21 protein-coding genes are annotated in these 24,259 nt (G+C 73.8%); 12 read left to right on the top strand and 9 right to left on the bottom strand.

The window, feature by feature from the left end; translation table 11 throughout:
- Positions 1 to 147 precede the first annotated feature (147 nt).
- From ABIQ69_RS13525 to ABIQ69_RS13515, 3 genes are all read left to right on the top strand, one after another.
- Positions 148 to 780, top strand: coding sequence for a glyoxalase (locus ABIQ69_RS13525; protein WP_350347646.1), 633 nt, complete (start codon positions 148 to 150; stop codon positions 778 to 780).
- An 87-nt stretch (positions 781 to 867) separates the two neighbouring features.
- Positions 868 to 2,103, top strand: coding sequence for an AI-2E family transporter (locus ABIQ69_RS13520; protein WP_350347645.1), 1,236 nt, complete (start codon positions 868 to 870; stop codon positions 2,101 to 2,103).
- Positions 2,104 to 2,291: 188 nt separating this feature from the next.
- Positions 2,292 to 4,949, top strand: coding sequence for a lamin tail domain-containing protein (locus tag ABIQ69_RS13515; RefSeq protein ID WP_350347644.1), 2,658 nt, complete (start codon positions 2,292 to 2,294; stop codon positions 4,947 to 4,949).
- Positions 4,950 to 5,021: 72 nt separating this feature from the next.
- On the opposite strand, the gene ABIQ69_RS13510 is transcribed toward ABIQ69_RS13515, so the two are convergent.
- Positions 5,022 to 6,347 (bottom strand): MFS transporter, encoded by a 1,326-nt coding sequence (locus ABIQ69_RS13510; protein WP_350347643.1) that lies wholly within the window; start codon positions 6,345 to 6,347, stop codon positions 5,022 to 5,024.
- A 63-nt stretch (positions 6,348 to 6,410) separates the two neighbouring features.
- Here ABIQ69_RS13510 and ABIQ69_RS13505 point away from each other — a divergent pair, with 63 nt between their 5' ends.
- The 3 genes from ABIQ69_RS13505 (at position 6,411) to ABIQ69_RS13495 (ending at position 11,839) form a co-directional block, all read left to right on the top strand.
- Entirely contained in the window at positions 6,411 to 7,076 is a 666-nt protein-coding gene (locus ABIQ69_RS13505; RefSeq protein WP_350347642.1) for a CGNR zinc finger domain-containing protein, read from the top strand.
- 53 nt (positions 7,077 to 7,129) lie between these two features.
- A complete protein-coding gene (locus ABIQ69_RS13500) occupies positions 7,130 to 7,915 on the top strand; it encodes an MBL fold metallo-hydrolase (RefSeq protein WP_350347641.1) in 786 nt (261 codons plus the stop codon).
- Positions 7,916 to 8,092: 177 nt separating this feature from the next.
- Positions 8,093 to 11,839 (top strand): phosphodiester glycosidase family protein, encoded by a 3,747-nt coding sequence (locus ABIQ69_RS13495; protein ID WP_350347640.1) that lies wholly within the window; start codon positions 8,093 to 8,095, stop codon positions 11,837 to 11,839.
- Between the two features lie 74 nt (positions 11,840 to 11,913).
- Here ABIQ69_RS13495 and ABIQ69_RS13490 read toward each other — a convergent pair whose 3' ends face one another.
- The gene (locus ABIQ69_RS13490; protein ID WP_350347639.1) at positions 11,914 to 12,483 is read right to left on the bottom strand and encodes a hypothetical protein; all 570 of its coding nucleotides are present in this window, start codon (positions 12,481 to 12,483) and stop codon (positions 11,914 to 11,916) included.
- 136 nt (positions 12,484 to 12,619) lie between these two features.
- Between ABIQ69_RS13490 and ABIQ69_RS13485 the strand changes: the two genes are divergently transcribed.
- Positions 12,620 to 13,093, top strand: a complete 474-nt coding sequence (locus ABIQ69_RS13485; RefSeq protein ID WP_350347638.1) for a GNAT family N-acetyltransferase — start codon at positions 12,620 to 12,622, stop codon at positions 13,091 to 13,093.
- A 15-nt stretch (positions 13,094 to 13,108) separates the two neighbouring features.
- Here the strand turns inward: ABIQ69_RS13485 and ABIQ69_RS13480 are convergent, their stop codons facing one another.
- The 3 genes from ABIQ69_RS13480 to ABIQ69_RS13470 all read right to left on the bottom strand — a co-directional run bounded on the left by ABIQ69_RS13480 (position 13,109) and on the right by ABIQ69_RS13470 (position 15,284).
- Positions 13,109 to 13,816: an endonuclease/exonuclease/phosphatase family protein gene (locus ABIQ69_RS13480; protein ID WP_350347637.1), complete on the bottom strand. Its 708-nt coding sequence runs from the start codon at positions 13,814 to 13,816 to the stop codon at positions 13,109 to 13,111.
- Between the two features lie 89 nt (positions 13,817 to 13,905).
- Positions 13,906 to 14,304 (bottom strand): hypothetical protein, encoded by a 399-nt coding sequence (locus ABIQ69_RS13475; protein WP_350347636.1) that lies wholly within the window; start codon positions 14,302 to 14,304, stop codon positions 13,906 to 13,908.
- Between the two features lie 44 nt (positions 14,305 to 14,348).
- Positions 14,349 to 15,284 (bottom strand): NAD(P)/FAD-dependent oxidoreductase, encoded by a 936-nt coding sequence (locus tag ABIQ69_RS13470; protein WP_350347635.1) that lies wholly within the window; start codon positions 15,282 to 15,284, stop codon positions 14,349 to 14,351.
- Positions 15,285 to 15,357: 73 nt separating this feature from the next.
- Between ABIQ69_RS13470 and ABIQ69_RS13465 the strand changes: the two genes are divergently transcribed.
- Positions 15,358 to 15,948 (top strand): XRE family transcriptional regulator, encoded by a 591-nt coding sequence (locus tag ABIQ69_RS13465; RefSeq protein ID WP_350347634.1) that lies wholly within the window; start codon positions 15,358 to 15,360, stop codon positions 15,946 to 15,948.
- 57 nt (positions 15,949 to 16,005) lie between these two features.
- Entirely contained in the window at positions 16,006 to 16,968 is a 963-nt protein-coding gene (locus ABIQ69_RS13460; protein WP_350347633.1) for an oxygenase MpaB family protein, read from the top strand.
- A 16-nt stretch (positions 16,969 to 16,984) separates the two neighbouring features.
- On the opposite strand, the gene abc-f is transcribed toward ABIQ69_RS13460, so the two are convergent.
- Complete coding sequence (abc-f, locus tag ABIQ69_RS13455; RefSeq protein ID WP_350347632.1) at positions 16,985 to 18,646, bottom strand: ribosomal protection-like ABC-F family protein; 1,662 nt, start codon at positions 18,644 to 18,646, stop codon at positions 16,985 to 16,987.
- A 267-nt stretch (positions 18,647 to 18,913) separates the two neighbouring features.
- Between abc-f and ABIQ69_RS13450 the strand changes: the two genes are divergently transcribed.
- Positions 18,914 to 19,570: a GyrI-like domain-containing protein gene (locus ABIQ69_RS13450; RefSeq protein ID WP_350347631.1), complete on the top strand. Its 657-nt coding sequence runs from the start codon at positions 18,914 to 18,916 to the stop codon at positions 19,568 to 19,570.
- A gap of 15 nt (positions 19,571 to 19,585) precedes the next feature.
- Here the strand turns inward: ABIQ69_RS13450 and ABIQ69_RS13445 are convergent, their stop codons facing one another.
- Positions 19,586 to 20,629 carry a GlxA family transcriptional regulator gene (locus ABIQ69_RS13445; protein ID WP_350347630.1) on the bottom strand — a complete coding sequence of 348 codons (1,044 nt, stop codon included), beginning with the start codon at positions 20,627 to 20,629 and terminating at the stop codon, positions 19,586 to 19,588.
- Positions 20,630 to 20,758: 129 nt separating this feature from the next.
- On the opposite strand from ABIQ69_RS13445, the gene ABIQ69_RS13440 reads away from it, so the two are divergent.
- Both ABIQ69_RS13440 and ABIQ69_RS13435 read left to right on the top strand, forming a co-directional pair.
- A complete protein-coding gene (locus tag ABIQ69_RS13440; RefSeq protein ID WP_350347629.1) occupies positions 20,759 to 21,325 on the top strand; it encodes a TetR/AcrR family transcriptional regulator in 567 nt (188 codons plus the stop codon).
- 104 nt (positions 21,326 to 21,429) lie between these two features.
- Entirely contained in the window at positions 21,430 to 22,251 is an 822-nt protein-coding gene (locus ABIQ69_RS13435) for an alpha/beta hydrolase (protein WP_350347628.1), read from the top strand.
- Between the two features lie 93 nt (positions 22,252 to 22,344).
- On the opposite strand, the gene ABIQ69_RS13430 is transcribed toward ABIQ69_RS13435, so the two are convergent.
- Both ABIQ69_RS13430 and ABIQ69_RS13425 read right to left on the bottom strand, forming a co-directional pair.
- Positions 22,345 to 23,085: an alpha/beta hydrolase gene (locus tag ABIQ69_RS13430; RefSeq protein WP_350347627.1), complete on the bottom strand. Its 741-nt coding sequence runs from the start codon at positions 23,083 to 23,085 to the stop codon at positions 22,345 to 22,347.
- Positions 23,086 to 23,234: 149 nt separating this feature from the next.
- Positions 23,235 to 24,212: a GNAT family protein gene (locus tag ABIQ69_RS13425; RefSeq protein ID WP_350347626.1), complete on the bottom strand. Its 978-nt coding sequence runs from the start codon at positions 24,210 to 24,212 to the stop codon at positions 23,235 to 23,237.
- Positions 24,213 to 24,259 lie beyond the last annotated feature (47 nt).

Below are 24,259 nucleotides of genomic sequence, written 5' to 3'. Positions count from 1 at the left end.
TAGCACCGGGGTCATCCGGGGTCGAGGTGGGCGAATCGTGGTCACGCGCGGACGGGGATCATGCGGCCGGGGCGAGTGGGAAGACCCAGCGCGATCGAGCAGGAATCGAGAAGCCCGGCCCGTGGGCCCGCGCGTACCGTCGGCGATATGAACACGACACACGCCACCATCAGCGCCATCGACTCCATCACCCTCGAGGTCGCCGACCCCGAGGCGGCCACCCGGTTCTACGCCGACGCGTTCGGGCTCACCACGCAGGTCCGCACCGTGAAGTCGGATGCCGAGACGAGCGGCTTCCGCGGATTCACGGTCTCGCTCGTCGTCTCGCAGCCCGGCACCGTCCGATCCCTGTTCGACTCCGCGGTCGCCGCGGGCGCCACCGTGATCAAGCACGTCGAGAAGTCCCTCTGGGGCATCGGCGGCGTCGTGCAGGCGCCCGACGGCACGATCTGGCAGATCGCGACGTCGCAGAAGAAGGACACCGGCCCTGTCACGCGCGACATCGACCACATCGTCGTCCTGCTGGGCGCCGAGGATGTCTCCGCGAGCAAGAAGTTCTACGTCGACCACGGCCTGACCGTGGGCAAGAGCTTCGGCAGCTACGTCGACTTCGCCACCGGCGACAGCCCCATCGGCCTCGGCCTCTACAAGCGGCGTGCGCTCGCCAAGGCTGCGGGCGTCCCCGCCGAGGGCAGCGGTGCGCACCGGATCCGGCTGAACTCCGACGGCGGCGCGTTCACCGACCCCGACGGGTTCGCCTGGGGCAGCGCAGGGGAGTGACGCTTCCCGCGGCGCCGTGCCGCCCCGCCGCCGCGTGAACCTGTCAAGGCCCTGATCCGGGCGTCGAACGCCGCCTAGCGTCGAACCATGCTGTTCGGTCGCAGGAAGTCCAGTCCGTCGCCGGACCCCGTCGCCATCACCGACCCCGGGGGAGCCGGTTCGCCGCCCGGCTCCGCGCTCGGGTCGATCTGGAACGACCGGCTCGGCCGCTGGGCGACGCGGAGCCTGCAGATCCTCATGGTGCTCGCCCTCGCCGGGCTCACCGTCTGGGGGCTCGTGCAGGTCAAGCTCGTCGTCATCCCGGTCCTCATCGCGATCATCCTCGCGGCCGCCGCGGCGCCCCTCGTCGCCTGGCTCCGCCGCCATGGCTGGCCGGCGATGCTCGCCACCTGGGTGACCCTCCTCGGGAGCCTCATCGTGCTCGGCGCGGTGGTCACCGGCATCGTGTTCGCGGTCCGCAACCAGTGGGACGAGCTCGTCCTCTCCGCGAGCGAGGGCTTCGACGACCTGCTCGGCTGGGCCGAGACGCTGCCCATCCCGATCGACCAGGCGCAGATCGACGACGCCCGTGACGCGATCGTCGACTTCGTCACGAGCGCGGAGTTCGGCACGGGCGCGCTCGCCGGCGTCTCGGCGGCGGCCGAGGTGGTGACGGGGGCGCTGCTCGTGGTCGTGGTGCTGTTCTTCCTCCTGAAGGACGGCGACCGCATCTGGGAGTTCTTCCTGCGCCCGTTCCAGGGCGAGCGTCTCGAGCGCGGCCGCCGTATCGGGGTCACGAGCGTGAAGGTGCTCGGCGGGTACGTGCGGGGCACGGCCGTCGTCGCGTTCGTCGACGCCGCCGCGATCGGCATCGGCCTCGCGGTGCTGCAGGTGCCACTGGCGCTGCCGCTCGCCGTCATCGTCTTCCTCGGCGCGTTCATCCCGCTGGTGGGCGCCACGGTCGCGGGCATCCTCGCGGCGCTCGTCGCGCTCGTCGCGAACGGGCCGATCGTCGCGCTCATCGTCGTGGCGATCGTCATCGCCGTCAACCAGCTCGAGGGCGACCTGCTGCAGCCGGTCGTCATGGCGCAGTCGCTGAAGCTGCACCCGCTCGTCATCCTCGTGGCCCTCACCGCCGGCACGATCCTCGGCGGCATCATCGGGGCAGTGCTCGCCGTGCCGATCACCGCCGTCGGCTGGGCGATCGTGAAGGTCTGGGACCACCCCGACCCGTCGCTCGACGTGCGCCGGAGGCCGGGCCGGCGACGACGAGAGCGGTCGGGCGCGCTCCGCGACCCCGAGGCGGTGCCCAGCGACTCGGCGGGCGGCACGCCGGTCGCGTGACGGCGACGGCGACGTTGGGTGGGTGCGGGATGCCGCGGGGCGGGGCATCCGTTCGTGGTGCGGGATGCCCCGGGGCGAGGCATCCGGCCAGCTGACGGTCACCCGTCGTTCACCGACGCGACCCGTGCGCGACACGCGGGCGCGGTCGAGTACGAGGGCCCCCATTCCCGCCCGTCAGGAGCGCCCGCATGTCGATGCCCCGTCCACTCCGCCGCGCGTCCGCGATGCTCGCGGCGGCCGCCGTCGCCGCATCCGGTCTCGCGATCGCCGCAAGCACCGGGACCGCCGCCCCGGCCGTCGCCGCCGAGCCCGGCGTCGTCGTCAACGAGATCTGGTACGACGGCACGCCCGCTGACGCGATCGAGCTGTACAACTCGTCCGGCACCGCCGTGGACGTCTCGGGCTGGACGGTGCAGGACGACAAGCGCACGGAGACCGGCACGATTCCTGGCGGCACCACCATCGAGCCGGGCGCGTATCTCGTGCTCGCGAAGGACGCCACGCCGCTCGGCTTCCCGTTCGGGCTCGGCAAGGGCGACGAGGTCGTGCTGTTCGACGCTGCAGGCCAGGTCGTCGACTCCTACGCCTATACCGGCGACTCGCCCACGAGCGACTGGTCGCGCTGCGCCGACGGCGGCGAGTGGGCGCACGCCACCGCGGTCACTCTCGGCGCGCCGAACGTCTGCGACGAGCCCGCCGCGCCCGGCAGCGTGGTGCTGAACGAGATCGACTCCGGCCCTGCCGACTGGGTCGAGCTGATCAACCCCGGCGACGCGGCGTTCGACCTCTCGGGGTACGAGCTGCGCGACGACTCCGACGACCACCGCTGGTTCTTCGCCCCCGGGACGACCATCGACGCGGGCGAGCGCCTCGTGGTCGAGGCATCCACGGTGGGTGCCGACGTGAACGGCGCGGCCCAGCCGTTCCAGGCCGCGATCGGCATCGGCGGCGCGGACGAGATCCGCCTGCTCGACCCGGCCGGCACGCTGCTCGACCGGCACGCCTGGAGCGCGCACCCCGCGATCGACGGGAACGAGGCGGCCGCCAGCTGGGCGCGCTGCCCCGACGCGACCGGCAGCTTCGGCCTCGCCCGGGTCACGCCCGGCGCGGTCAACGATTGCGTGCTGCCGAGCATCGCGATCAACGAGATCGAGTCGAACGGCGACGCCACCGACTGGGTCGAGGTCGTGAACACCGGCACGACGCCCGTCGACCTCTCGGGGTGGACGCTCATGGACTCCGACCCGATCGGCCACGCCGCCGACGTCACGCCCGTCGCGGCCGGCACCGTGCTCGCGCCCGGCGCGTTCTTCGTCTTCGACGGCGGCCAGCACTTCACCTTCGGGCTCGGCGGAGCGGACACCGCGACCATCCGCAACGCCGACGGACTCGCCGTGGCCGAGCACACCTGGGGCCCCGACCACGCCCCCGTGACGCTCGCGCGGTGCCCCGACGGTACCGGCGACTTCGCCGACTCGCAGGCCGCCACGAAGGGCGCGTCGAACTGCGACGGCGGCGGCGGGCCCGGCGGTCCCGGCGAGCCGGGCGGCCCCGGCGCCGGCCTGGTCTGGCCCGGATCGGCCGAGGTGACCGTGATCGACGAGCAGCCCATGTTCCTCGAGGACTCGTCGGGCCTCGACACCCAGCAGACCGCCGACGGCGTCGTGCTCTGGGCCGTCGACAACGGCACCGGCACGTTCTGGAAGCTTCGCGCCGACGCGTCCGGCGCCGTGTCGTTCGCCGACGGCTGGGAGCACGGCAAGCGCGCCCGCTTCCAGCGCGACGCCGCGAACCCGGATGCCGCCGGCCCCGACGCCGAGGGCGTCACCGTCGACGGCGACGGCCGCGTCTACCTCGCGTCCGAGCGCGACAACTCGAACAAGGGCGTGAACCAGAACGTCGTGCTCCGCGTCGACCCCGACGCGCCCGGCCCCGACGTGGTCGCGTCGCAGGAGTGGGACCTCACCGCATCCCTGCCACAGGTCGCCGCGAACACCGGCATCGAGGCCGTCGAATGGGTGGCGGATGACGCGCTCGCCGGTCTCCTCGTCGACCAGAACTCGGGCGCCGGCTACAACCCGGCCGACTACCCGGGCCACGGCGACGGCCTCTTCTTCGTCGCGGTCGAGGACAACGGCTTCGTCTACGCCTACGCACTCGGCACCGACGGCTCGGTCGCCCAGGTCGCGACCATCGACCCCGGCCTCGGCGGCGTCATGGCCCTCGACTACGACACCGTGCTCGACCGCCTCTGGGCCGTGTGCGACAACGGCTGCGAGGGGCTCGCGGCGCAGATCGAGCTCACCGGCGCCGAGCCCGGCATCGTGCACGTCGCCCGTCCGGCGGGCATGCCGAACCTCAACAACGAGGGCTTCGCAACCGCGCCCGCGTCGCTGAGCGTGGCGCCCGGTGCCGGGCAGGCGGCGACTGCTGCTGCTGCTGCCGGCGAGGCTGCGTTCGCTCGAGCGGATGCCTCGGCCGAGGCATCCGTCACCGCCGAGGCCGCCGGCGGAGTCGCCGCCGCGGCCGAGGTCGCGACGGTGCGCCCGGTGTGGTGGTTCGCGGACGGCGAGCAGCCGGCGGCACTTCGCGCGGGCACGCTGCCCGGGGTGCCGGCGACCGTGCCGGGTGAGCCCGGCACGGGCGGGCCCGGTGCGGGCGGCCCTGGTGCCGGTGGCTCGGGCTCCGGCACGGCGGGCGCGGGCGGTTCGGCCGTCCCCGGACTCGCGGACACCGGCGTCGACGACGGCCTCCTCGCGCTGCTGCCGCTCGCGGCGGTCATCGTCGCGGCCGGTGCGGGCCTCCTCGTCCTGTCGCGCCGACGTGGGGCCGGCGCCGAGCGCTGATCCGGCCCGCCGGGCGGGCGCGGCGGCTGGCGTGGCCGCGCTCGTCCGAGTGACCCGGCCGTCCCGCCGGGCTCAGGCGGGGCGGGCGGCGGGTTCCGACGGCTCGGGGCCGAGCGGCTCTCGGCGCTCGGGGATCGCGAGGGCGGTGGGGTCGCCGATGCGGGGAAGCGGTGAGAGCGCGACCCACACGACGGTGGCGAGGCAGAGCAGGGCGCCGATGAGCAGCCCGAGCCGGGTGCCGAGCAGCTCGCCGACGACCCCGCCGGCCGCGGCACCGAGCGCGATGGTGCCGTACGACACCCAGCGCATGCTGGCGTTCACGCGTCCGAGCAGGCGGTCGGGGGTGCGCAGCTGCCGGATCGTGATGAGGATGACGCTCGACATCGCCGTTCCCGCGCCGTTCAGGGCGAACGCCACCGAGACCGTCGCCATGACGGCGGCGACGCCCCACGAGGCATCCGCCAGCGGCAGCGCCAGCAGCACGACGCACTCGACGATCGCGCACCAGAGCAGCGGCCGGCCCGCGCCGAACCGGCGGACCGCTCGGCCGGCGAGCACCGAGCCGACGAGGGCGCCGACCGCGCCGGTCGCGAGCACGAAGCCGAGCTGCGCGGCGTCGAGCCCGAGCGACTGGACGGCGTGCAGCGTGAACAGGACGAGGATCCACTCGGCGAACGGGTTGTACAGGGCCGAGAACCCGAGGTTCGCGACGAGGTAGCGGTCTCGGGCGACGAATCGCAGGCCCTCGCGGAGCTCGGCGGCGAAGCCGCCCGTGGCGCCCGGCGGGAGCTCGACGGCGCGGATGCGCTGCACCGCGACGGCCGACACCACGTAGGTGAGCGCGGTCGCGACGAGTGCGACCGGGGCGGTCAGCCACTGCACGAGCAGGCCCCCGAGCCCGGGCCCGCCGACCTGGGCGGCCGACGCGGTCGCTCCCAGCCGGGCGTTCGCCGTGCCGAGTTCGGGCACCGGCACCACCGTCGGGAGGACGGATTGGTACGACACCTCGAAGAGCACCGTGAAGCAGCCGATGACGGCGACGAGCGCGACGAGGGCGGGGAAGGTGAGCACGCCCGTGAGTGCCGCGGTCGCGATGGCCGCGCAGAGCAGGGCGCGGGCCCAGTCCGCGGTGACGATGAGCGGCCGGCGGCGCATGCGGTCGACCAGCACCCCGAGCGGGAGGGCGAGCAGCAGGAACGGCAGCCAGCGGGCGAGGCTCATGAGGCCGAGCTCGAGCGCGGAGGCGTGCAGCACGAGCACCGCGAGGAGCGGAATGGCGAGGTCGCCGATCTCGGCGCCGACGACCGAGGCGCCCTGCGACACCCACAGGCGTCCGAAGTCGCGGCGCCACGAGCGTGCGGCTTGCGACGATCGGCTAACGGATGATTCGGCAGACATGCATTACACGATGGCAGAGACGTTCCAATGCGTAAAGCCCCTTTCACGCGTTAGGATGGTGAGATGGCGGATGCCGCAGCCCACGTCTCCCGCGAGACCTACCCCCAGATCGCGGGCGCCCTCGCGCTCGATCTGGTGAACACCGTGTCGTGGCGGCTCAGCGCCGAACGCCGCATCGAGCACCTCGTCGACTACGGGGATGTGCTCCGCTGGGCCGCGCAGGTGGGCCTGATCGACCGCGAGACCATCCGGGCGCTCGAGCGACTCGCCGCCGCCGATCCCCAGGGGGCCACGGTCGAGCACCGAGGCATCCTCGACCTGCGCGAAGCGCTCTACGACGCCGCCTACGACGGAGCGCCGACCGAGCCCGTCGTGCGCGAGCACGCCGACGCGGTCGCCGCCGGCCGGCTTGAGCGCGACGGCGACGGCGACGGGTGGGCGTGGCGCTTCCCCGTCGATCTCGCGCTGCCGCGACGTCGCATCGCGCTCGCCGCCGTCGACCTGCTGCTTCGCGACGACCTCGACCGGCTCGGGCAGTGCTCCGATGCCGAATGCGGCTGGGTCTTCCTCGACACCTCGCCCCGGCACAACCGGCGCTGGTGCGTCGCCTCCGACTGCGGCAACCGCAACCGCGTGCGCGAGCACTACGCACGCAGCCGGAAGACGGACGCGGCCGGGGAACGAGCCGCCGGCACCCCGGAAGAGCCCGCGGTCGCGGCGACGCGTTAGCCTCGGAGCACCGGGTCTGGCTGCTCGCCGGGCACCGACGGTAGGGGGCGGCCATGGTCGGCGCAGGGCGCGAGGCTCCGCCGGCGTTCCGCGTCGACGCCATCGGCGACCGCGTCCACTTCGTGCAGACCGAGCACGTCAACTGGGTGCTGCACGTCGGACCCGGCGGCGTCACCCTGCTCGACTCCGGCTACGCGGGACAGGTCGACGTGCTCGAGGCATCCCTTCAAGCGGTCGGATGCCGCGCCGACGACGTGACCGCCGTGCTCATCACCCACGCCCACGCCGACCACCTCGGCGGCGCCGCCTGGCTCGCCGACACGTACGGCACGCCCGTGTACGCGCCCGTCGACGAGCTCGCGAACCTGCACCGGGAGGTCGTCGAGCAGGCGGGGCCGGCGGAGGTGATCCGCAACAGCTGGCGACCCGGCGTCGGTCGCTGGGCGGCCGGCATGCTTCCCCTCCTCCGCGGTGGGGCGAGGCTCGGCGTCCCGAGCGCGACCGCGCTGCCGATGCGCGACGGTCGGGTCGACGTGCCGGGGCGTCCGCTCCTGCGGCTCATCGCGGGGCATACCAGCGGTCACGCGACCTACGAGTTCGAGGAGGCGGGCGTGCTCGTCGCGGGCGACGCGCTCGTGACCCGGCACCGGACGTCGCCGATCGAGGGCCCGCAGCTGCTGCCCTCGATCTTCCAACACGACCTCGCCCGTGCGACCGCGTCGCTCGGCGAGCTCCGCGGCTCGAACGCGAGGGTGGTGCTGCCGGGACACGGCGAGCCCTGGGCCGGGCCGGTCGATGCCGCCGTCACGATCGCGCTGGCGCACGGGGCGGCCTGGTAGGGCGGCGCGGGCGGGCCGTTCGCCGTCCCGACGGTCCCGGCGTCACCGGCGTGTCGTTCACCCCCGGGACACCTCCATGACATGACCTGGACGGGCACGGGTCCGACGGGGTGCCTAGCCTGACGGCGCCGCACTCGCGGCAGGACCACCACTCGACACGTACGAGGTTCGTCAGCCATGCCCTTGCCGTCCACCAGCCACCGATCAGCTCTCCGGAGGACGCCGCGCCTCGCGGCCCTCGTCGTCGCGACCGCACTGGCGGCGGGCGGGGTCGCTGTCGCGCAGCCGGATGTCCCGGCCGCGACCGCGGCGCCGGACACCGGCGGGCTCGACCTCTCGGGCGGCGGGTCGTCGTTGCTCACGGCCGAGACCGAGACGCTCGCGCCCGGCCTCGAGCTGACCGACTTCCGGCGGCTGCAGCCGGCCGGGTGGGTCACCGGGCACGTGATGCAGGCCGACCTGACGACCCCGACGCTCTCGCTCGACGTGCTCGACGCCGGCACGGTGACGGGGGGCGCGACGCTGTCGGAGCAGATCGCCGGCACCGGCGCCGTGGCCGCGGTGAACGGCGACTACTTCGACATGAACGCCTCCGTCGCACCGGTCGGCACGAACGTGTCGCCGACGCAGGGCCTCCGCACCGCGGGCGGGGGCCCCCGGCAGGCCTTCACGGTCACCGACGGCGTCGCGGCCGTGCAGCAGCTCATGGTCGACGGCACCCTGACGGTCGACGCCGTCGAGACGCCGCTGGGCGGGGTCAACACGCCGGGGCTCGCGACGAACGCCATCGGCTGGTACACCTCGGCGTGGGGCGAGCATCCGCTGAGCCGGCCGCTCGGCGGCCCGGGCGCGCTCGCGCCCTCCATCGCCATGGTCGTCGTCGCGGACGGCGTCGTGCAGTCGGTCACCACCGATCCGGCCGCCGTCACCGGTCCGACGGCGATCGCCGACGGCACGGGCGTGCTCGTCGGCCGCGACGCCGGAGCCGCGACGCTCGCGGCGCTCACCGTCGGGCAGACAGTCGACGTGCGCGTCGGCACGAACGCCGACGTCGACCTCGCGGTGAGCGGCTCCCAGCGCCTGATCGTCGACGGCGTGCAGACCGACGAGGACCAGGTCGAGGCCGCGCGCACCGCGGTCGGCGTGAACCGCGACGGCACGCGCATCACGATCGTCTCGATCGACGGCCGCGCCACCGACAGCCGCGGCATGACGATCCGGGAGCTCGGCGACCTCATGCTCGACCTCGACGTGTACAACGCCGTCAACCTCGACGGCGGCGGGTCGACGATGCTCGCCGCGCGTCGCCCCGGCACCACCGAGGCGACGATCGCGAACCGCCCGTCCGACGGCAGCGAGCGCGTGGTCGCGAACAGCCTCGCGTTCTTCTCGTCGGCGCCGGCCGGCACGGTGACGGATGTCGCGGTCGCGCCGGCATCCGCCCTGCCCGACGCCGATGCGGTGTTCCCGCGGCTCGGCCGCACCGTCTCCGCGACGGGGCTCGACGAGAATTTCGGCGGCGTGCCGGTCGACGGTGTGTTCGCGGCCGACGCGGCGCTCACGGTCGAGCCGGTCGACGGCGCCACCGCGCGTTTCGTCGGGGGCGACCCGGGCCGGGGCACCGTGAGCTTCACCGCCCAGGGCAAGACGGCGACGACCGAGCTGCGCGTGCTGGGCGACCTGCAGCGGCTGCGGCCGAGCAGCACGGTCGTCTCGCTGCCCGAGCCCGGCCAGAGTGCACGCGTGAGCCTCGTCGGCCTCGACGCCGACGGCTTCCGTGCGCCGGTCGAGACGCACGACCTGCAGGTCGCGAGCGGTCCCGACGTCACGGTGACCGCCGACGGCCGAGACGGTTTCGTCATCACGCCGAATGTCGCGAGCGGCTCCGCCACCGTGACGTTCACGGCCGACGGGCGCAGCGTCGACGTCGCCGTCACGATCGGGTACCGCAGCCTCTCGGTCGCGGACTTCGCCGACGGTGCCTCGTGGGGCAAGGCGGCCGACCGGGCCACCGGCACGACCACGCTCACGACCGGTCCGAACGGCGAGCCCGCGCTCGCCCTCGACTACGACTTCACGACGAGCACGGGCACGCGCGGCTACTACGCGGTCGCGCCGGAGATGGCGACGTCGGGCAGCCTCGGCCGGCAGCTCGAGGGGCAGCCGCAGGCGCTCACCCTGTGGATCAACGGCGACGGCAGCGGCGTGTGGCCGCGCATCCAGATGAAGAACGGTGCGGGCACGACGATCAACCTCGACGGTCCGAACGTCACGTGGACGGGCTGGCAGCAGGCGCGGTTCACGGTGCCCGCCGGCACGCCCTATCCGCTGCACCTGCAGCGCATCCGCCTGCTCGAGACCCGCTCGGCCGTGAGCTATCGCGGCCACGTCGAGATCGCCGCGCTCGAGTCGATCGTCGCGCCCGACGTGGCCCAGCCGGTCGCACCCGTCGTGCACGATCCCGTCATCGTGACCAACGGCACCGTCGCGGACCGGCCCCAGCGGATCGCAGTGATGAGCGACGCCCAGTTCGTCGCCCGCAGCCCCGAGAGCGGCGCCGTGCAGGGGGCCAGACAGACGCTGCGCGAGATCCTCGCCGCCGAGCCCGACCGGCTCGTGATCGTCGGCGACTTCGTCGACGAGGCGAGCCCGGCCGACTTCGAGCTCGCGTCGCGCATCCTCGACGAGGAGATCGGCGACCGGCTGCCCTACGTGTACGTGCCCGGCAACCACGAGGTGATGGGCGGGCCCATCTCGAACTTCGAGGCCGCCTTCGGCGACACCACGACCGCGAGCACGGTCGGCGGCACCCGGCTGATCACGCTGAACTCCTCGGCGGGCTCCTTCCGCGCGTCGGATGCCTCGCAGCTCGCGTTCCTCCGCGACGAGCTGGCGGATGCCGCGGACGACTCGTCGGTCACCGGCGTGCTCGTCTTCGCCCATCACCCCGCCGACGACCCGCAGCCGGCGAAGGCCAGCCAGCTGAGCGACCGCACCGAGGCCGCCGCGTTCACCGCCGCGCTCGCCGAGTTCCGCACCGACACGGGCAAGTCGATCGCCGTGGTGAACGGCCACGTCGGGGCGTTCCACGCCGCGGCGACCGACGGCGTCTCGCAGCTCATCAACGGCAACTCGGGCAAGAGCCCGTCGGGCACGCCCGCGACAGGAGGGTTCACGGGCTGGACGATGCTCGGACTGAACCCGTCCGCCGGCCTCGTCGGCGCCGACCCGACGGTGGTCGAGGACCGCACCCGCTGGATGCGCGCCGAGGTGCACGCGCGGGTCGACGCCGTGGAACTCGACGTGCCGTCGGTGCTCGAAGCGGGCGAGACCGTCGAGGTCGGGGCATCCATCACCCAGGACGACGGCCGGGTCGTGCCGGTCGGCTGGCCCATGAGCGCCACGTGGGGCGGCGAGGGCGTGACGGTCGACGACGGCAGCTCGGCGAAGCTCGAGCGCGCAGTGGCTGCGGCCGGCGCGTTGCGGCTGAACCCCGAGACGGGGCAGCTCACGGCCGTGACCGCCGGCACCGGCGTGGTCGAGGTGGTCGTGAACGGTCAGCGCGCCAGTGTCGAGGTGCGCGTGGTCGGCGGGGATCCCGGCACCGACCCGGGCACCGGTCCCGGCACCGGCCCGGGCACCGGTCCCGGCACGGGCCCGGGAACGGGTGCGGGTGCAGGCGGTGGCGGATCCACGCCCGCAGGCGCGGATGGTGCGGGCTCCGGGCCGGACCTCGCCGGCACGGGCTTCGACGGCGCAGGCTTCGTCGTACTCGCCGTCGTCCTGCTCCTCCTCGGCGGGGGAGCCGTCGTGGTGATGCGCCTCCGCGCGAGGCGTGCGGCGGCGGTCACGGCCGCCGGCGACGGTCAGGCTGCGGGGGAGCAGACGGACGCCGGCCGGGCCGCCGCCGACCAGTCGGACTGACCCCGCGGACGCCCGGCCCCGGCCCGTCGCTCGACGGGTCGGAGCAGGGGCCGGGGCCGGCGCTGGGGCGCGGCTCACGCGCCGACCGTGCGACCAGTCGCGGTCGCCGTCGCCGCCGACGGCGCCGGGCCGAGCTCGAGCGCCAGCGCCCGGATGCGGCGGGCGTACCAGGTGAGCGCGAGCGTGGTGACGAGGTAGATGACGACGGCCTGCAGGGCGTAGGCCGGGTAGTCGATGAGCCAGCGCGGCTCCGTGCCGCCCTCCGCGAACGCGGGGTTGTCGCTCACGGCCGGCACGGCCGCGCCGACCGCGTACCCGACGACCTGCGCGGCGGCGTACCCCGCGAGCGAGACGCCGAGGGCGAGCCAGGCGCCGGCCGGGCGTCGCCGCCACACCCGCCGCGTCGACCGGAATGCGGTGCCCGGCGTCCACCGCCCCGGCGCCGGGTCGGCGAGCGCGGCGAAGACGGGTGCGGCGACGAACGCCGCGACGAGCAGGGCGAGCAGCAGCAGCATCCCGATCATGAGCAGCTGCTCGCTGCCCGCCCGGCTCCGCATGAGCTCGGGGACGAGGAGGAGCGCGAGCAGCGGCACGCTGCCCGCGGTGATGGTGAGCCAGGTGCGAGCGATGGGGGCGAGAGTCATGCGTCGAGGCTATGGACGGCGCGGGCGCGGCGATATCCGGCCGACCCCCGCATTCCGAGTGGGTCCGCCGGAGCCGCCTCGCACCGGCAGGGCGAAGCGAACACCGACCATCGCAGCGATCACTGACAATGGACCGGTGACCGCGCTCGACATCCGCCCCGGGGACCTCGACGACCCGCGAGTCGTCCGGCTCCTCGAAGACCACCTCACCGACATGTTCGCCACCTCCCCGGCGGAGAGCGTGCACGCGCTCGACGTGTCCGCCCTCGCCGCACCCGAGGTCACGTTCTGGACCCTCTCCGACGGCGACGCCGTGCTCGGCTGCGTCGCGCTGAAGGAGCTCGACCCCCGCCACGGCGAGCTCAAGTCGATGCGGACCGACGCAGCGGCACGCGGCCGCGGCATCGGGGCCCGCATGCTCGAGCACGTCCTCGGCGAGGCGGCTCGCCGCGGGTACGAACGGCTGAGCCTGGAGACGGGCTCCCAGGAGTTCTTCGCCCCGGCGCGCGCCTTGTACGCGAAGTACGGCTTCCGCACGACGGGCCCGTTCGCCGACTACCGCCTCGACCCGAACAGCGTCTTCATGACGCTCGAGCTCGACCCCGCCTGATCGGGGCGGTGCGCCTCAGATCACGACGTCGATCTCGGCCGCCTCGGCGGAGGCATCCGTGTAGTGCGCGTCGACCAGGATCGGCAGGTGATCGGATGACCCGCGCGGCAGGGTCTCGACGCGCTTCATCTCGAACCCCGCCGACGTCGCGAGGTCGAAGTGGCCGCGGAAGAACTTGTACCGCGTGTACGTGCGGCTGTCGCTGAGGGTCAGCTCGTACCCCGACTCGCGGACCTTCTCGGCGAGGTTCTCTTTGAAGACGGGATAGTTGTAATCGCCGACCATGAGGGTCGGCAGCCCCGGCCCGAGGAACTGCAGCTCGCCGAGCGCCGAGCGGATCTGGTGCCGGCGGAGCGAGTTGAGCGCCGTGAGCGGTGCCGCGTGGAAGGACGCCACGATGAGCTCGCGCTGATGCTCGAGGTCGACGAACTTGGCTCCGAGGAGCCGTTCGTGCGCGGGGCGCAGCAGCCGATCGTGCAGCGACTTCTTCAGCGCGAACGCCCGGATCGAGCGCGGCAGCAGCCGGTCGGGCCGGTAATAGATCGCGAGGCCGAGCCGATTGCCCGTCGTCGAGTGCGCCAGCTGGAGCCGGCCGACGTCTTCGGCGAGGTCGGCGGTGTCGGCCTCCTGCAGGCACACGACATCGGGGGAGTACCGCTCGTCGAGCGCCGCGAGCTCGGAGATGGCGCGGTGCTTGCGCAGGTTGTAGCTGATGGCCAGCATCGCTTCAGCCTAGGAGCCGGAGCTGGGCGATTTCGACGGGTTGCCTCGATGTTCGCCGGGTGGCTACCTTCCGTCCCGTCATCGTGCCGTCAGAGGACGGAGTAGATGCCGGACTGCACGAGGCCCATCACCACGTTCACGAGTGCCGCAGCGCCGAGCGCCGTGCCGGAGGCGGCGAACGCCTTCCGCCGGTCACGCCCGAAGAGCACGATCGCGCCGGTGATCACGGCCACGAGCGCGAGGATCGTGACGAGCGCACTGCTGATGGACTGCACCAGGCTGATCAGCGCGTAGTCGGTCGTGACCACGACGAACGGCAGGACGAACGCGGTGATCGCCCCGACCAGCACGACGGCCGCGCCCGCGACGAGCGAGACGAGCCCGAGCGGCGAACGGCGGGCGGGCTCCGTGCCGGCGGCGCCGGCCGGGGCCGGGGCTCCGTGGGTCGACGACGGTGCGGGCGTGGGGTCTGGTGCGACGGCGCTCATAGTCGCCATCCTGCCCGAGCGGCGGCCCTCCCGGCCAGTGCCGATCACGCCGCCGCGACGGCGGCGCGCACGTCCTCCTCGACCAGGTCGGCGTTGATCGCCGCGCCCGCGAAGTTGCCGGCGGCCATCGCGAAGGGCACGGACGAGCGCGGGTCGGTGACGTTGCCGGCGGCCCAGACGCCGGGGGCGCTCGTGCGGCCCATGGCGTCGACGACGAGGAACTCGCCGCCGGCCGGGTGCGCCGCGACCTCGGCGCCGAGCAGGCGGGCGACCGCGTCGTTCGGGCGGGGCGCCGGGCCGATGAAGAGCGCGTCGGCCGGCAGTTCCGCGCCGTCGTCGAGCAGCAGGCCCCGCAGCTCGCCGCGCTCGTCGGCGACGACGGAGGTCGCCACGCGATCGTCGACGCGGATGCCCCGCGCGACGAGGCCCGCGCGTACCTCGGGCGACAGCACCACGCCCTGTGCGAGCACCGTGACCTCGTCGGAGAGCTGCCGCATGAGCTGGGCCTGGTGGGCCGCGTTCGGCCCGCCGGCGAGTACCACGATGCGGCGGCCTCGCTGCTCCCAGCCGTCGCAGTAGGGGCACACGAAGGCGCCGCGGCCCCACTGCTCCGCGAGGCCGGGGAGGTCGGACAGCTCGTCGGTAAGGCCGGTGGCGACGAGCAGGCGCCGGCCGCGGTGCCGGGCGCCGTCGGCGAGGACCACCTCGATGCCGTCGTCACCGTGCGAGGCCTCCGCGACCTTGCCCTCGACGATCGTCACGCCCTCGTACCTGGCGAGGTCGGCACGGCCGGCGGCGAGCAGGTCGAGCGGCGAGGTGTGGTCGCGGCCGATCACGCCGTGCATGTGACCGGCGAAGCGGTTGCGCGGCCGGCCTTCGTCGACGACGAGCACCCGCCGTGCGGAGCGGCCGAGCATGAGGGCGGCGCTGAGCCCCGCGCTGCCGCCGCCGACGATGATGACGTCCCAGTTCTGCTGCATGCTGACATCGTCGGGGCGGGCGTGATGGAATGGCAAGAACGTTTGCTGAAACCGCAAAGCGAGAGGATGCCCCGTGGCCGACGACCCCGACCTCGCCGCGATGCTCGACGGCGTCGCGCCGCGCCTGCGCGCCCTCCGCACGAGGCGCGGCCTCACGCTGGCCGAGCTCTCCGAGCTGACCGGCATCTCGGTCAGCACCCTGTCGCGGCTGGAATCCGGCGGCCGGCGCCCGACGCTCGACCTCCTCATCCGGCTGGCCGCCGCCTATCGCGCGAGCCTCGACGACCTCGTCGGTGCGCCGCAGATCGCCGACCCGCGCATCCACCCGAAGCCGTTCTACAGGGGCGGCCGCGCGATCATCCCGCTCACGCGGGCGAACCCCGACCTGCACGCCTACAAGATGGTGCTGCCGGGGCATCCGCCCGACGAGCCGGTACCGCAGCGCACGCACGAGGGTTACGACTGGATCTACGTGCTGAGCGGCCGCGTGCGGCTCGCGCTCGGTGATCGCGAGCTCGTGCTCGAACCCGGCGAGGCGGCCGAGTTTGACACCCGCACGCCGCACGGCACCGCGAGCGCGTCGACCGAGCCCGCCGAGATCCTCAACCTCCTGAGCGCGCAGGGCGAGCGCGTGCACGTCCGCGCGGGCGACGAGGCGGGCTGACCCGGGTTCGCAGCCAACCCGGAGCCGGCGCGCAGGCGAGCGAGGGTACCGTCGACTATGGCCACGACGACGGGCGCGACGAAGACGCCGTTCCGCGTGCGCGGCCGCACCGACCGGCCCGACGCCGAGCTTCCGCCCTGGACACGTGCGCTGGCTGACGGCGACGACGAGGGGTGGTTCGGGCCCGGCAGCGCGGTCTGGACGGTGAACGGCGCGCTTCCGACGCTCGTCGCCGGCATCCGCGCGCTCCTGCTGCAGACCCTGCACCCGGGCGCCATGGCGGGCGTCGCGGACTGGTCGCGCTACCACGAGGATCCGCTCGGCCGCCTCGACGGCACCATCCGGTGGGTCGCGACGACGACGTTCGGCGACCGGCGCGCGGCCGCGGAGGCATCCGCCCGCGTCTCGCGACTGCACGACCGCATCACCGGCACCTACACGGATGCCTCGGGCGTCGAGCGCTCCTACTCCGCGAACGACCGGCACCTGCTCCGTTGGGTGCACGACGCGTTCACCGAGGCCTTCCTCGGGGCGCACGAGACCTGGGGCCACGCCATCCCGGGCGGACCCGACGCGTACGTCCGCGAGTGGGCGCAGGCCGGGCGGCTCATGGGCGTCGAGGATCCGCCGACGACGCGGGCGCAGCTGCACGCCGAGCTCGACGCGTTCCTCGACGAGTCGAAGGTCGACGCGCGGGTGCGCGACGCCGTGCGATTCATCCGCCGGCCCGGGCTGCCCGGACTCACCGGCCGGCTCTACCCGATCCTCTTCGCGGGCGCCGTGGCCTCGCTGCCGCCGCGCATCCGAGAGCGGCTCGGACTGCGACGCCCCTGGTGGCCGGCGATCACCGGGACGAGGCTGCTGCTTGCGGCGGGCGCCCGCGTCCTCGGGCGGGTCTCGCCGAGCGAGCGGCAGGCGCGGGCGAGGATCGCCCGGCTTCGCGCCGACGGCACGGCCGCGACCGGTGCCGCAGGCCCGTGCGCCGGGCCGGCGAGCCCGTCCGCCGGGCCGGCGCGCTGACCGGCCCGGCTGACGGTCAGGCCGGAACCAGGTGCAGCCGCTCGCCCGCGAACCGTTCGCGCATGCGCCGGTCGTGGGTGACCAGCACCACCGCGCCGTCGAAGGACCCGAGCGCCTGCTCCAGGTCGTCGACGAGGTCGGGCGAGAGGTGATTGGTCGGCTCGTCGAGCAGCAGCAGATCGTGCGGACGGCTCACCAGCGTTGCCAGCTCGAGCCGCCGGCGCTGCCCGTACGAGAGGCCGCCGACCGGCACCCCGAACTCGGCGTCGCGGAACAGCCCGAGCAGCGCCAGCCGCTCGCGGGCACTGTCGAGATCCGTCCTGAGCCCGGCGGCGAACGCCTCCAGCACCGTCGTCCGCCCGGCGGTCGGCGCGGACTCCTGCCGCAGCTGCCCGATGCTCCCGGTGACGCTCACCGACCCCGAGGTCGGCGACAGCTCGCCCGCGATGGCGCGCAGCAGGGTGGTCTTGCCCACGCCGTTCGGACCCGTGACGAGCACTCGATCGCCCGTCCCGAGCCGGAGCCGCTCGACCGACGTCCGCACCACGTGCACGTCCTCGAGCTCGAGGATCGCCGGGGCAGCGGCATCCCGGTCTTCGCCCATCGCCTCGCGCCGCAGCGACGGGGTGAAGGCGAGCGGCTCGGGCGGCGGCGCGACCGGATGCGCGGTGAGCCGCTCCAGCCGTTCCTTCGCGTTCCGGATCCGGCTCATCGCGCCGTGGTCGCGGCCGCGCAGCCGGAAGGCGCCGTGCCCGAAGCCGGCCTTCTCCATCCGCCGCGGGATCGCGTCGAGGCGGAAGGCGTTCGCCTCGAGCAGCGACCGCTGCCGGGCGAGCTCCTCGCGCCACGCCTCGTGGGCGAGCCGCTGACGCTCGCGCGCGGCGGCCTTCGCCCGCAGGTAGCCGGCGTAGCCGTCGCCGTACCGGGCGACCGTTCCCCGATCGACCTCCCAGATGGCGTCGGTGAACGCCTCGAGGAAGGCGCGATCGTGGGTGATCGCGATGACCGTGCCGCGATGCGCCCGCAGCGCGCCGAGGAGCCAGTCCCACGCGGTGTCATCGAGATCGTTCGTCGGCTCGTCGAGCAGCAGCAGCTCGGCGTTCGCCGCGATGGTCGCCGCGAGCGCCACACGTCCGCGTTCGCCGCCGGAGAGGCTCGCCCACTCGCGGTCGCGAGCGATGCCGCCGACGCCGAGCGCCTGCAGCGCCGCGTCGAGCCGGGCGGATGCCCCGTACCCGTCGCGAGCCTCGTACCGGTCGAGCAGCCCGCCGTAGTGCGCCAGCGCAGCCTCGAGGTCGCGTCCCTCGAGCGGGACGCCGTCGACGCCCGCGAGCGCCGTCTCCGCGGCATGCAGGTCGCGCTCGAGCGCACGGAGGTCGCGCCAGGCCGTGTCGATCGCGTCGTGCACGCTCGACCCGTCGGGCAGATCGAGCACCTGGTCGAGCAGTGCCAGCCCGCCGGGGGCCACGACGATCGCCTCGCCGGCGTCGGGCGCGAGCTCGCCGGCGACGAGTCGCAGCAGGGTCGACTTGCCCGAGCCGTTGTCGCCGATGACGCCGATGTGCTCGCCAGGCCGGGCGGTCACGTCGACGCGGTCGAGGACGACCCGCTCGGCGAACCGTTTCGTCACGGCGCGCAGCGCGAGCTGGGAGGAGGGGGAGTGGAGTGATCGAGTCATGTCGAACTCATTTCCCGAGCCCGCCGCGGCGCCGGTCCGACGCCCGACGACAGGTCGGTGGCGTGGACGCAGCGGGCAGGCGCAGACGGAAGCGCCTCAGCGGCTCGTGATCAGTGGGTGGTGCGCGCGACGCGCGCCGGAACCGGATCCGCGGAGCTGTGCTCGACGCGGAGGCCACCTACTGGAAAATCAGCGTACCCATACGGCTGCCGAAGCTAGCACAGGGTTCCGGTCAGGTCCAGACCGCGAGCCGCGTAGGGTGCGAGCATGAGCGACGCGACCGAGAAGTTCGACCTCAAGCGGGCGATGCCCGAGCTGTACGCGGCATCCGCCCGCGCCGCACGCGAGTTCGTGCTCGTCGACGTGCCGCCGATGCGGTACCTCGCCGTCGACGGCCACGGCGACCCGAACCGTGCACCCGCGTACGCGGAGGCGGTCGAGGCGCTGTACTCCGTGGCGTACACGGCCAAGTTCCAGAGCAAGCGCGAGCTCGGCCGCGACTTCGTGGTCGGCCCGCTCGAGGGGCTCTGGCGCGCCGACGACCCGGCGGCGTTCGTGTCGCGCGAGAAGGAGGCGTGGAGCTGGACCATGCTCATCGCCCAGCCCGAGTGGATCGACGACGACGCCGTCGCGGCGGCGATCACGGCCGTGCGGGCGAAGGCCGAGCGGAAGCGCGAGCCCGCGCCCGCCGCGCTCGACCGGGTGCGTCTGCTCCACCTCGAGGAAGGTCTCAGCGCGCAGATCCTGCACCTCGGCTCGTACGACGACGAAGGGCCGACGCTCGCGCGACTGCACGATGACTGGATGCCCCGCCACGGACTCGCCTTCAACGGCGACCACCACGAGATCTACCTCGGCGATCCCCGCCGCACCGCCCCGGAGAAGCTGAAGACCATCCTCAGACAGCCGGTACGTCGGAGGTGAACCCCCGCCCGCGCGTCAGGATGCGCGACCCAGGGCGCCGCGCGGCCCGTCGACGGCGCTCGGCGCGCGCTCGTCACGACGCACCGACGAGCGGAACCGGCGCTGGTACTGCGACGGGGAGACGCCGAGGCGCGCCACGAACGCCCGGCGAAGCGATTCCGCGCTGGAGAAGCCCGCCTCGAGCGCCGTCCGGGCGACGGACGAGCCTGCTTCGAGACGCGCGCGGGCGAGCTCGAACCGGAGTTCGGCGAGGTACTCGGCCGGCGACGTGTCGAGCTCCTCGCGGAACAGCCGCGTGAGGTGGCGGACGCTGACGTTCACTTCCCGCGCGAGGTCGGCGACGGTGCACGCGCGAGCGGGATCGGACTCCATCAGGTCGGTGACCCGCCGCACCACGCTCTGCTGCGGGGCCCGGGCGCGCAGCGGGGTGGAGAACTGCGATTGCCCGCCCGAGCGCTGCAGATACACGAGCAGGCCCTGCGCGACGCGTCGAGCGACGTCGGCGCCGTGGTCGTCCTCGACGAGGGCGAGCGCGAGATCGATGCCCGCGGCGACGCCCGCCGAGGTCGCCACGTCGCCGTCGCGGACGAAGATGCGGTCGGCCTGCACGTCGATGGCGGGGTAGCGGCGAGCGAGGTCGGCGGCGAACTTCCAATGGGTGGTCGCGGGACGCCCGTCGAGCAGGCCGAGGGCCGCGAGCACGAAGGCGCCGCTGCAGATCGAGACCACCCGGCTGCTGCGTGCCGCGAGGCCGGCGACGGCGTCGAGCACGGCGCCGCGGGCGAACGTCGAGGGCGACTGCTCGCTGCCCGGCACGACGAGGGTGTCGAGCGCGTCGATCGTGTCGGCGGCCGCGTGCACCTCGACGCGGCCGCCGAGCGAGGTCGTCACCTCGTCGCCCGTCGGCGAGAGGAGCAGGACCTCGTAGGCGCCGACCGCTTGGTTGGCTTCGACGAAGACCTCGGCGGGGCCGACGTAGTCGAGCGCCTTCACGCCGTCGAAGAGCAGGAAGCCGATCCGGCGGGGCCGACGGGGCACGATCGGCGCGAGCGAAGCCATGGGTTCATCATTCTGGAATGTGCGCTCCAGCAAAAGTCCTGGAACAGAATGGCCGGTGAGCCCGGCGATCCGCCCCAGCAGCGGAGCGCCGCACGCGCCTGCCCGGTTCAGCGGGACTAGGCTGATCGGATGGCCCGGCCCCGCCAGTTCGATGAGCCCGCCCTGCGCGCCGCAGCGCTTGAGGCGTACTGGACGCACGGCTTCGAACGCACGTCCGTGGGCGACATCGCGGCCGCAGGCGGCGTCGGCAACGGCAGCCTCTACGCCGCGTACGGCAGCAAGCTCGGCCTCTTCCTCGTCGTCCTCGAGGAGTACTGCCGCGGTCGGGTCGAGCTGGTCCGCTCCGCGATGGCCACGCCGGGCGGCACGGGCGACGCGATCCGTGCCCTCCTCGAGGCCGTCATCGCCGACTGCGCCGCCCAGCCCGCACGGCGCGGATGCCTCATGCTCAACAGCCTCGCCGAGTTCGGCGAGCGCCAGCCCGAGGTGCTCGAGCTCTGCCAGGGGGCCACCCGCGACATGGAGCAGGCCATCGCCGACCGCATCGCCCCGGACGTCGCAGGCCCCGCTCACGTGCTCGCCGCCGAGATCCTGCTCTTCTCCCAGGGGCTCATCCAGGCCAGCCGCCTGCACGTGCCCGCCGACGAGCTCAGGGCGCTCGCCTCCGAGTACGCCGGGCGGCTCCCCGTCGGCTGACGGGCTGTCCCGATCCGAGGGATACCCGGCCGCTGGAGCGGGGGCATCCCGATCCCCGCGGACGCAGCATGGCAGGGACGAATCCGTCCACAGACAGGAGCACCATGCCCACGTTCACCACCTCAGACGGCACCGACCTGTACTACTCCGACTGGGGCACCGGCCAGCCCGTCGTCCTCAGCCACGGCTGGCCCCTGAGCTCTGACGCCTGGGCGGTGGAGCGCAAGCTCCTCGCCGACCACGGTTACCGCGCCATCGCGCACGACCGTCGCGGCCACGGCCGTTCGGCGCAGCCGTGGAACGGCAACGACATGGATACCTACGCCCGCGACCTCGCCGAGCTGATCGAGGCGCTCGACCTCCGCGACGTGGTCCTCATCGGTCACTCCACGGGCGGCGGCGAGGTCGTCCGCTACGCCGCGCAGCACGGTGCCGGCCGGGTCGCGAAGGTCATCACGGCCGGCGCGGTGCCGCCCGTGATGGTGCGCTCCGACGCGAATCCCGAGGGCACGCCCATCGAGGCGTTCGACGACATCCGGGCGGGCGTGCTCGCCGACCGGTCGCAGTTCTTCCGCGACCTCTCGGAGCCGTTCTTCGGGTTCAACCGCGAGGGCGCCGCGGTGTCGCAGGGCGCACGCGACGACTTCTGGCGCCAGGGCATGCTCGCGGGCATCCAGGCCGCCTACGAGTGCATCCGCGCGTTCTCGGAGACGGACTTCACGGAGGACCTCCGCGCCCTCGACGTGCCGATCTTCATCGCCCACGGCGACGACGACCAGATCGTGCCCATCGCCGCCGCCGCGCTGAAGTCCATCGAGCTGGTCAAGCACGGCACCCTCAAGGTGTACGAGGGCGCCCCGCACGGCATCTTCGGCGACTACCAGCGCGAGCTCGACCGCGACATCCTCGCCTTCATCGCGGGCTGACCGCCCGGCAGCCGGCCGCGCGGGCCGGCCGCCCACGGCCGACGGAAACGGCCGCCCCTCGACGCGAGGGGCGGCCGTTCTCGTGCTCCCGGCTCAGGCGGCGGACTCCTCCGGGCCGCCCGCGAGCTCGGCGATGGCGCCCGTGATGACCGCGGCGACCTCGGCCGGGTGGGTCTGCATCACCAGGTGCGGGGCGTCGAGCTCCACGACCGAGCGGAGGCCCGCCCGGGTGTAGCCGAAGCGCTCGACCTCGGGGTTGATGGTGTGGTCGGCGCTCGAGACGATGCCCCAGCCGGGCTTCTGCTTCCACGCCGCCACGCTCGCCGGCTCGCCGAAGGCGAACGCCGTGAGCGGGCGCTGCGAGACGGCGAGCACGCGCGCCGTCTGCTCGGGAACGCCGGCGGCGAAGACCGCCGGGAACGCGTCGATCGCGACCGACACATCCGTGCCGGGTTCGCCGCCCTCGACCGGGAACGGCGTGTAGACGAGGTTCGCGGCGAGCTCGGAGTCGGGGAAGCCGCCCTGCAGCTGCCCGAGGCTCTCGCCCTCGTCGAGCGCGTACCCCGAGACGTAGACGAGGCCGACGACGTTCTCGGCCGCACCCGCGACGGTGATCACCGCGCCGCCGTACGAGTGGCCGGCGAGCAGGACCGGGCCCTCGACCTGCTCGACGACGGCACGGATCGACGCCGCGTCGGCGGCGAGGCTGCGGTTGTAGACGGGCGGTACGCGCACGTCGTAGCCCTGCTCGAGCAGGAGGGCGGTGACGGGGGCCCAGCTCGCGGCATCGGCGAACGCGCCGTGCACGAGGACGATGGTCGGTGTGGTGGTCATGGTGGTGCTCCTTCGGTCGACGGGCGGCGGCCGCGGGGACGGATGCCCCTGCGGCATCGCATCCCGGTTGCCTCCAGCGTCGTCCGAGCGGTGCCCTCGCGCGCCACCGCGGGCGGCCCGGAATCCCTCGGATTCGGACGGCGAGCGGCTCAGGAGCGGTCGTCGGCCCAGGCGACCGAGCTGATGCGCCACCCCTCGGTCGTGCGCACGCACTGCACCGACTTCGAGCCGCCTCCGGTGAAGCGGGCGCCGTCCTTCACGCCGGCCTTCGCGTACCTGCCGAACCAGTGCCCGACATCTCCCGACACCGCCACGGTGCCTGAGCGCAGCTCCTCCGAGAAGTCGGTCAGCGTGCCGTCCGTGAGCAGGGCGCGGCGAGGCTCGAGGAAGGACTCCACGTCGAACGAGTCTGTGCCGGCGGCACCGGTCCGGATGATGCGAGCGTCGGCGAGCATCACCCGGCGCAGCGCGTCCATGCGCTCGTCGACGCCGGGCGCGCTGCTGAACGCGTCGAGGAAGCAGCGCGCGAGCGACTCGATCTCCGCCGCGTCGCGCCCCGCCTCGTCCGACCGCCACGCGTCCTCCGTGAGGCCGAAGATGCGACGGGTCGCCCACTCGCCCTTGAACAGCAGGTCGTCGACGACGCGGCCTTCCTCGCTGAACCCGAGCCGGCGCAGCAGCTTCGCCGAGGCCTCGTTGTCGTCGAGGCAGACGGCGCTGATGCGGTGCAGGCCGAGCTGCTCGAATCCGAGGCGCAGCATCGCGGCGGCCGCCTCGGCCGCGTAGCCCTTGCCGTGATGTGCGCGGCCGAGCGCGAACCCGAGTTCCCCCTGCCGGTGCTCGGCGCTGGCCCATTTCAGCAGCACCTCGCCGATCACGGTGCCCGTGTCGCGTTGCTCGACGGCGAGGACCAGCCAGGTGCCGGGCTCGGTGAGCTCGCCCTGACCGAGCTTGACCTCGAGCGCGGCTCGCGTCGCCTCCCGGTCGCGGAGCGGCCACGGGAGGAAGCGCACGACCTCGGGATCGCCGTGGAACTCGACGAGGTCGTCGAGATCGTCGGCCCGGTGCGGTCGAAGCGCGAGCCGCTCGGTGAGGATCGGGAACTGCGGCTGGAACGGCTCGGTCATCTGGTGCGGGTCTCCTTCGAGGGCGCGGCGTGCGGGTGCGGGGGTGT

Source organism: Agromyces sp. G08B096, assembly GCF_040267705.1.
Taxonomy (GTDB): domain Bacteria; phylum Actinomycetota; class Actinomycetes; order Actinomycetales; family Microbacteriaceae; genus Agromyces.
The sequence above is the reverse complement of the archived record's forward strand: the minus strand, read 5'-3'. Positions and strand labels throughout refer to the sequence as shown.

Excerpts from the sequence above, each read along its gene's own strand:
- ABIQ69_RS13525 (WP_350347646.1), top strand. The coding sequence starts at position 148 with ATGAACACGACACACGCCACCATCAGCGCCATCGACTCCATCACCCTC.
- ABIQ69_RS13430 (WP_350347627.1), bottom strand. The coding sequence starts at position 23,085 with ATGACCACCACACCGACCATCGTCCTCGTGCACGGCGCGTTCGCCGAT.
- ABIQ69_RS13470 (WP_350347635.1), bottom strand. The coding sequence starts at position 15,284 with ATGCAGCAGAACTGGGACGTCATCATCGTCGGCGGCGGCAGCGCGGGG.
- ABIQ69_RS13505 (WP_350347642.1), top strand. The coding sequence starts at position 6,411 with ATGGCGGATGCCGCAGCCCACGTCTCCCGCGAGACCTACCCCCAGATC.
- ABIQ69_RS13435 (WP_350347628.1), top strand. The coding sequence starts at position 21,430 with ATGCCCACGTTCACCACCTCAGACGGCACCGACCTGTACTACTCCGAC.
- ABIQ69_RS13490 (WP_350347639.1), bottom strand. The coding sequence starts at position 12,483 with ATGACTCTCGCCCCCATCGCTCGCACCTGGCTCACCATCACCGCGGGC.
- ABIQ69_RS13460 (WP_350347633.1), top strand. The coding sequence starts at position 16,006 with ATGGCCACGACGACGGGCGCGACGAAGACGCCGTTCCGCGTGCGCGGC.
- ABIQ69_RS13480 (WP_350347637.1), bottom strand. The coding sequence starts at position 13,816 with ATGCTGGCCATCAGCTACAACCTGCGCAAGCACCGCGCCATCTCCGAG.
- ABIQ69_RS13495 (WP_350347640.1), top strand. The coding sequence starts at position 8,093 with ATGCCCTTGCCGTCCACCAGCCACCGATCAGCTCTCCGGAGGACGCCG.
- abc-f (WP_350347632.1), bottom strand. The coding sequence starts at position 18,646 with ATGACTCGATCACTCCACTCCCCCTCCTCCCAGCTCGCGCTGCGCGCC.
- ABIQ69_RS13475 (WP_350347636.1), bottom strand. The coding sequence starts at position 14,304 with ATGAGCGCCGTCGCACCAGACCCCACGCCCGCACCGTCGTCGACCCAC.
- ABIQ69_RS13450 (WP_350347631.1), top strand. The coding sequence starts at position 18,914 with ATGAGCGACGCGACCGAGAAGTTCGACCTCAAGCGGGCGATGCCCGAG.
- ABIQ69_RS13445 (WP_350347630.1), bottom strand. The coding sequence starts at position 20,629 with ATGGCTTCGCTCGCGCCGATCGTGCCCCGTCGGCCCCGCCGGATCGGC.
- ABIQ69_RS13500 (WP_350347641.1), top strand. The coding sequence starts at position 7,130 with ATGGTCGGCGCAGGGCGCGAGGCTCCGCCGGCGTTCCGCGTCGACGCC.
- ABIQ69_RS13425 (WP_350347626.1), bottom strand. The coding sequence starts at position 24,212 with ATGACCGAGCCGTTCCAGCCGCAGTTCCCGATCCTCACCGAGCGGCTC.
- ABIQ69_RS13515 (WP_350347644.1), top strand. The coding sequence starts at position 2,292 with ATGTCGATGCCCCGTCCACTCCGCCGCGCGTCCGCGATGCTCGCGGCG.
- ABIQ69_RS13510 (WP_350347643.1), bottom strand. The coding sequence starts at position 6,347 with ATGTCTGCCGAATCATCCGTTAGCCGATCGTCGCAAGCCGCACGCTCG.
- ABIQ69_RS13520 (WP_350347645.1), top strand. The coding sequence starts at position 868 with ATGCTGTTCGGTCGCAGGAAGTCCAGTCCGTCGCCGGACCCCGTCGCC.
- ABIQ69_RS13440 (WP_350347629.1), top strand. The coding sequence starts at position 20,759 with ATGGCCCGGCCCCGCCAGTTCGATGAGCCCGCCCTGCGCGCCGCAGCG.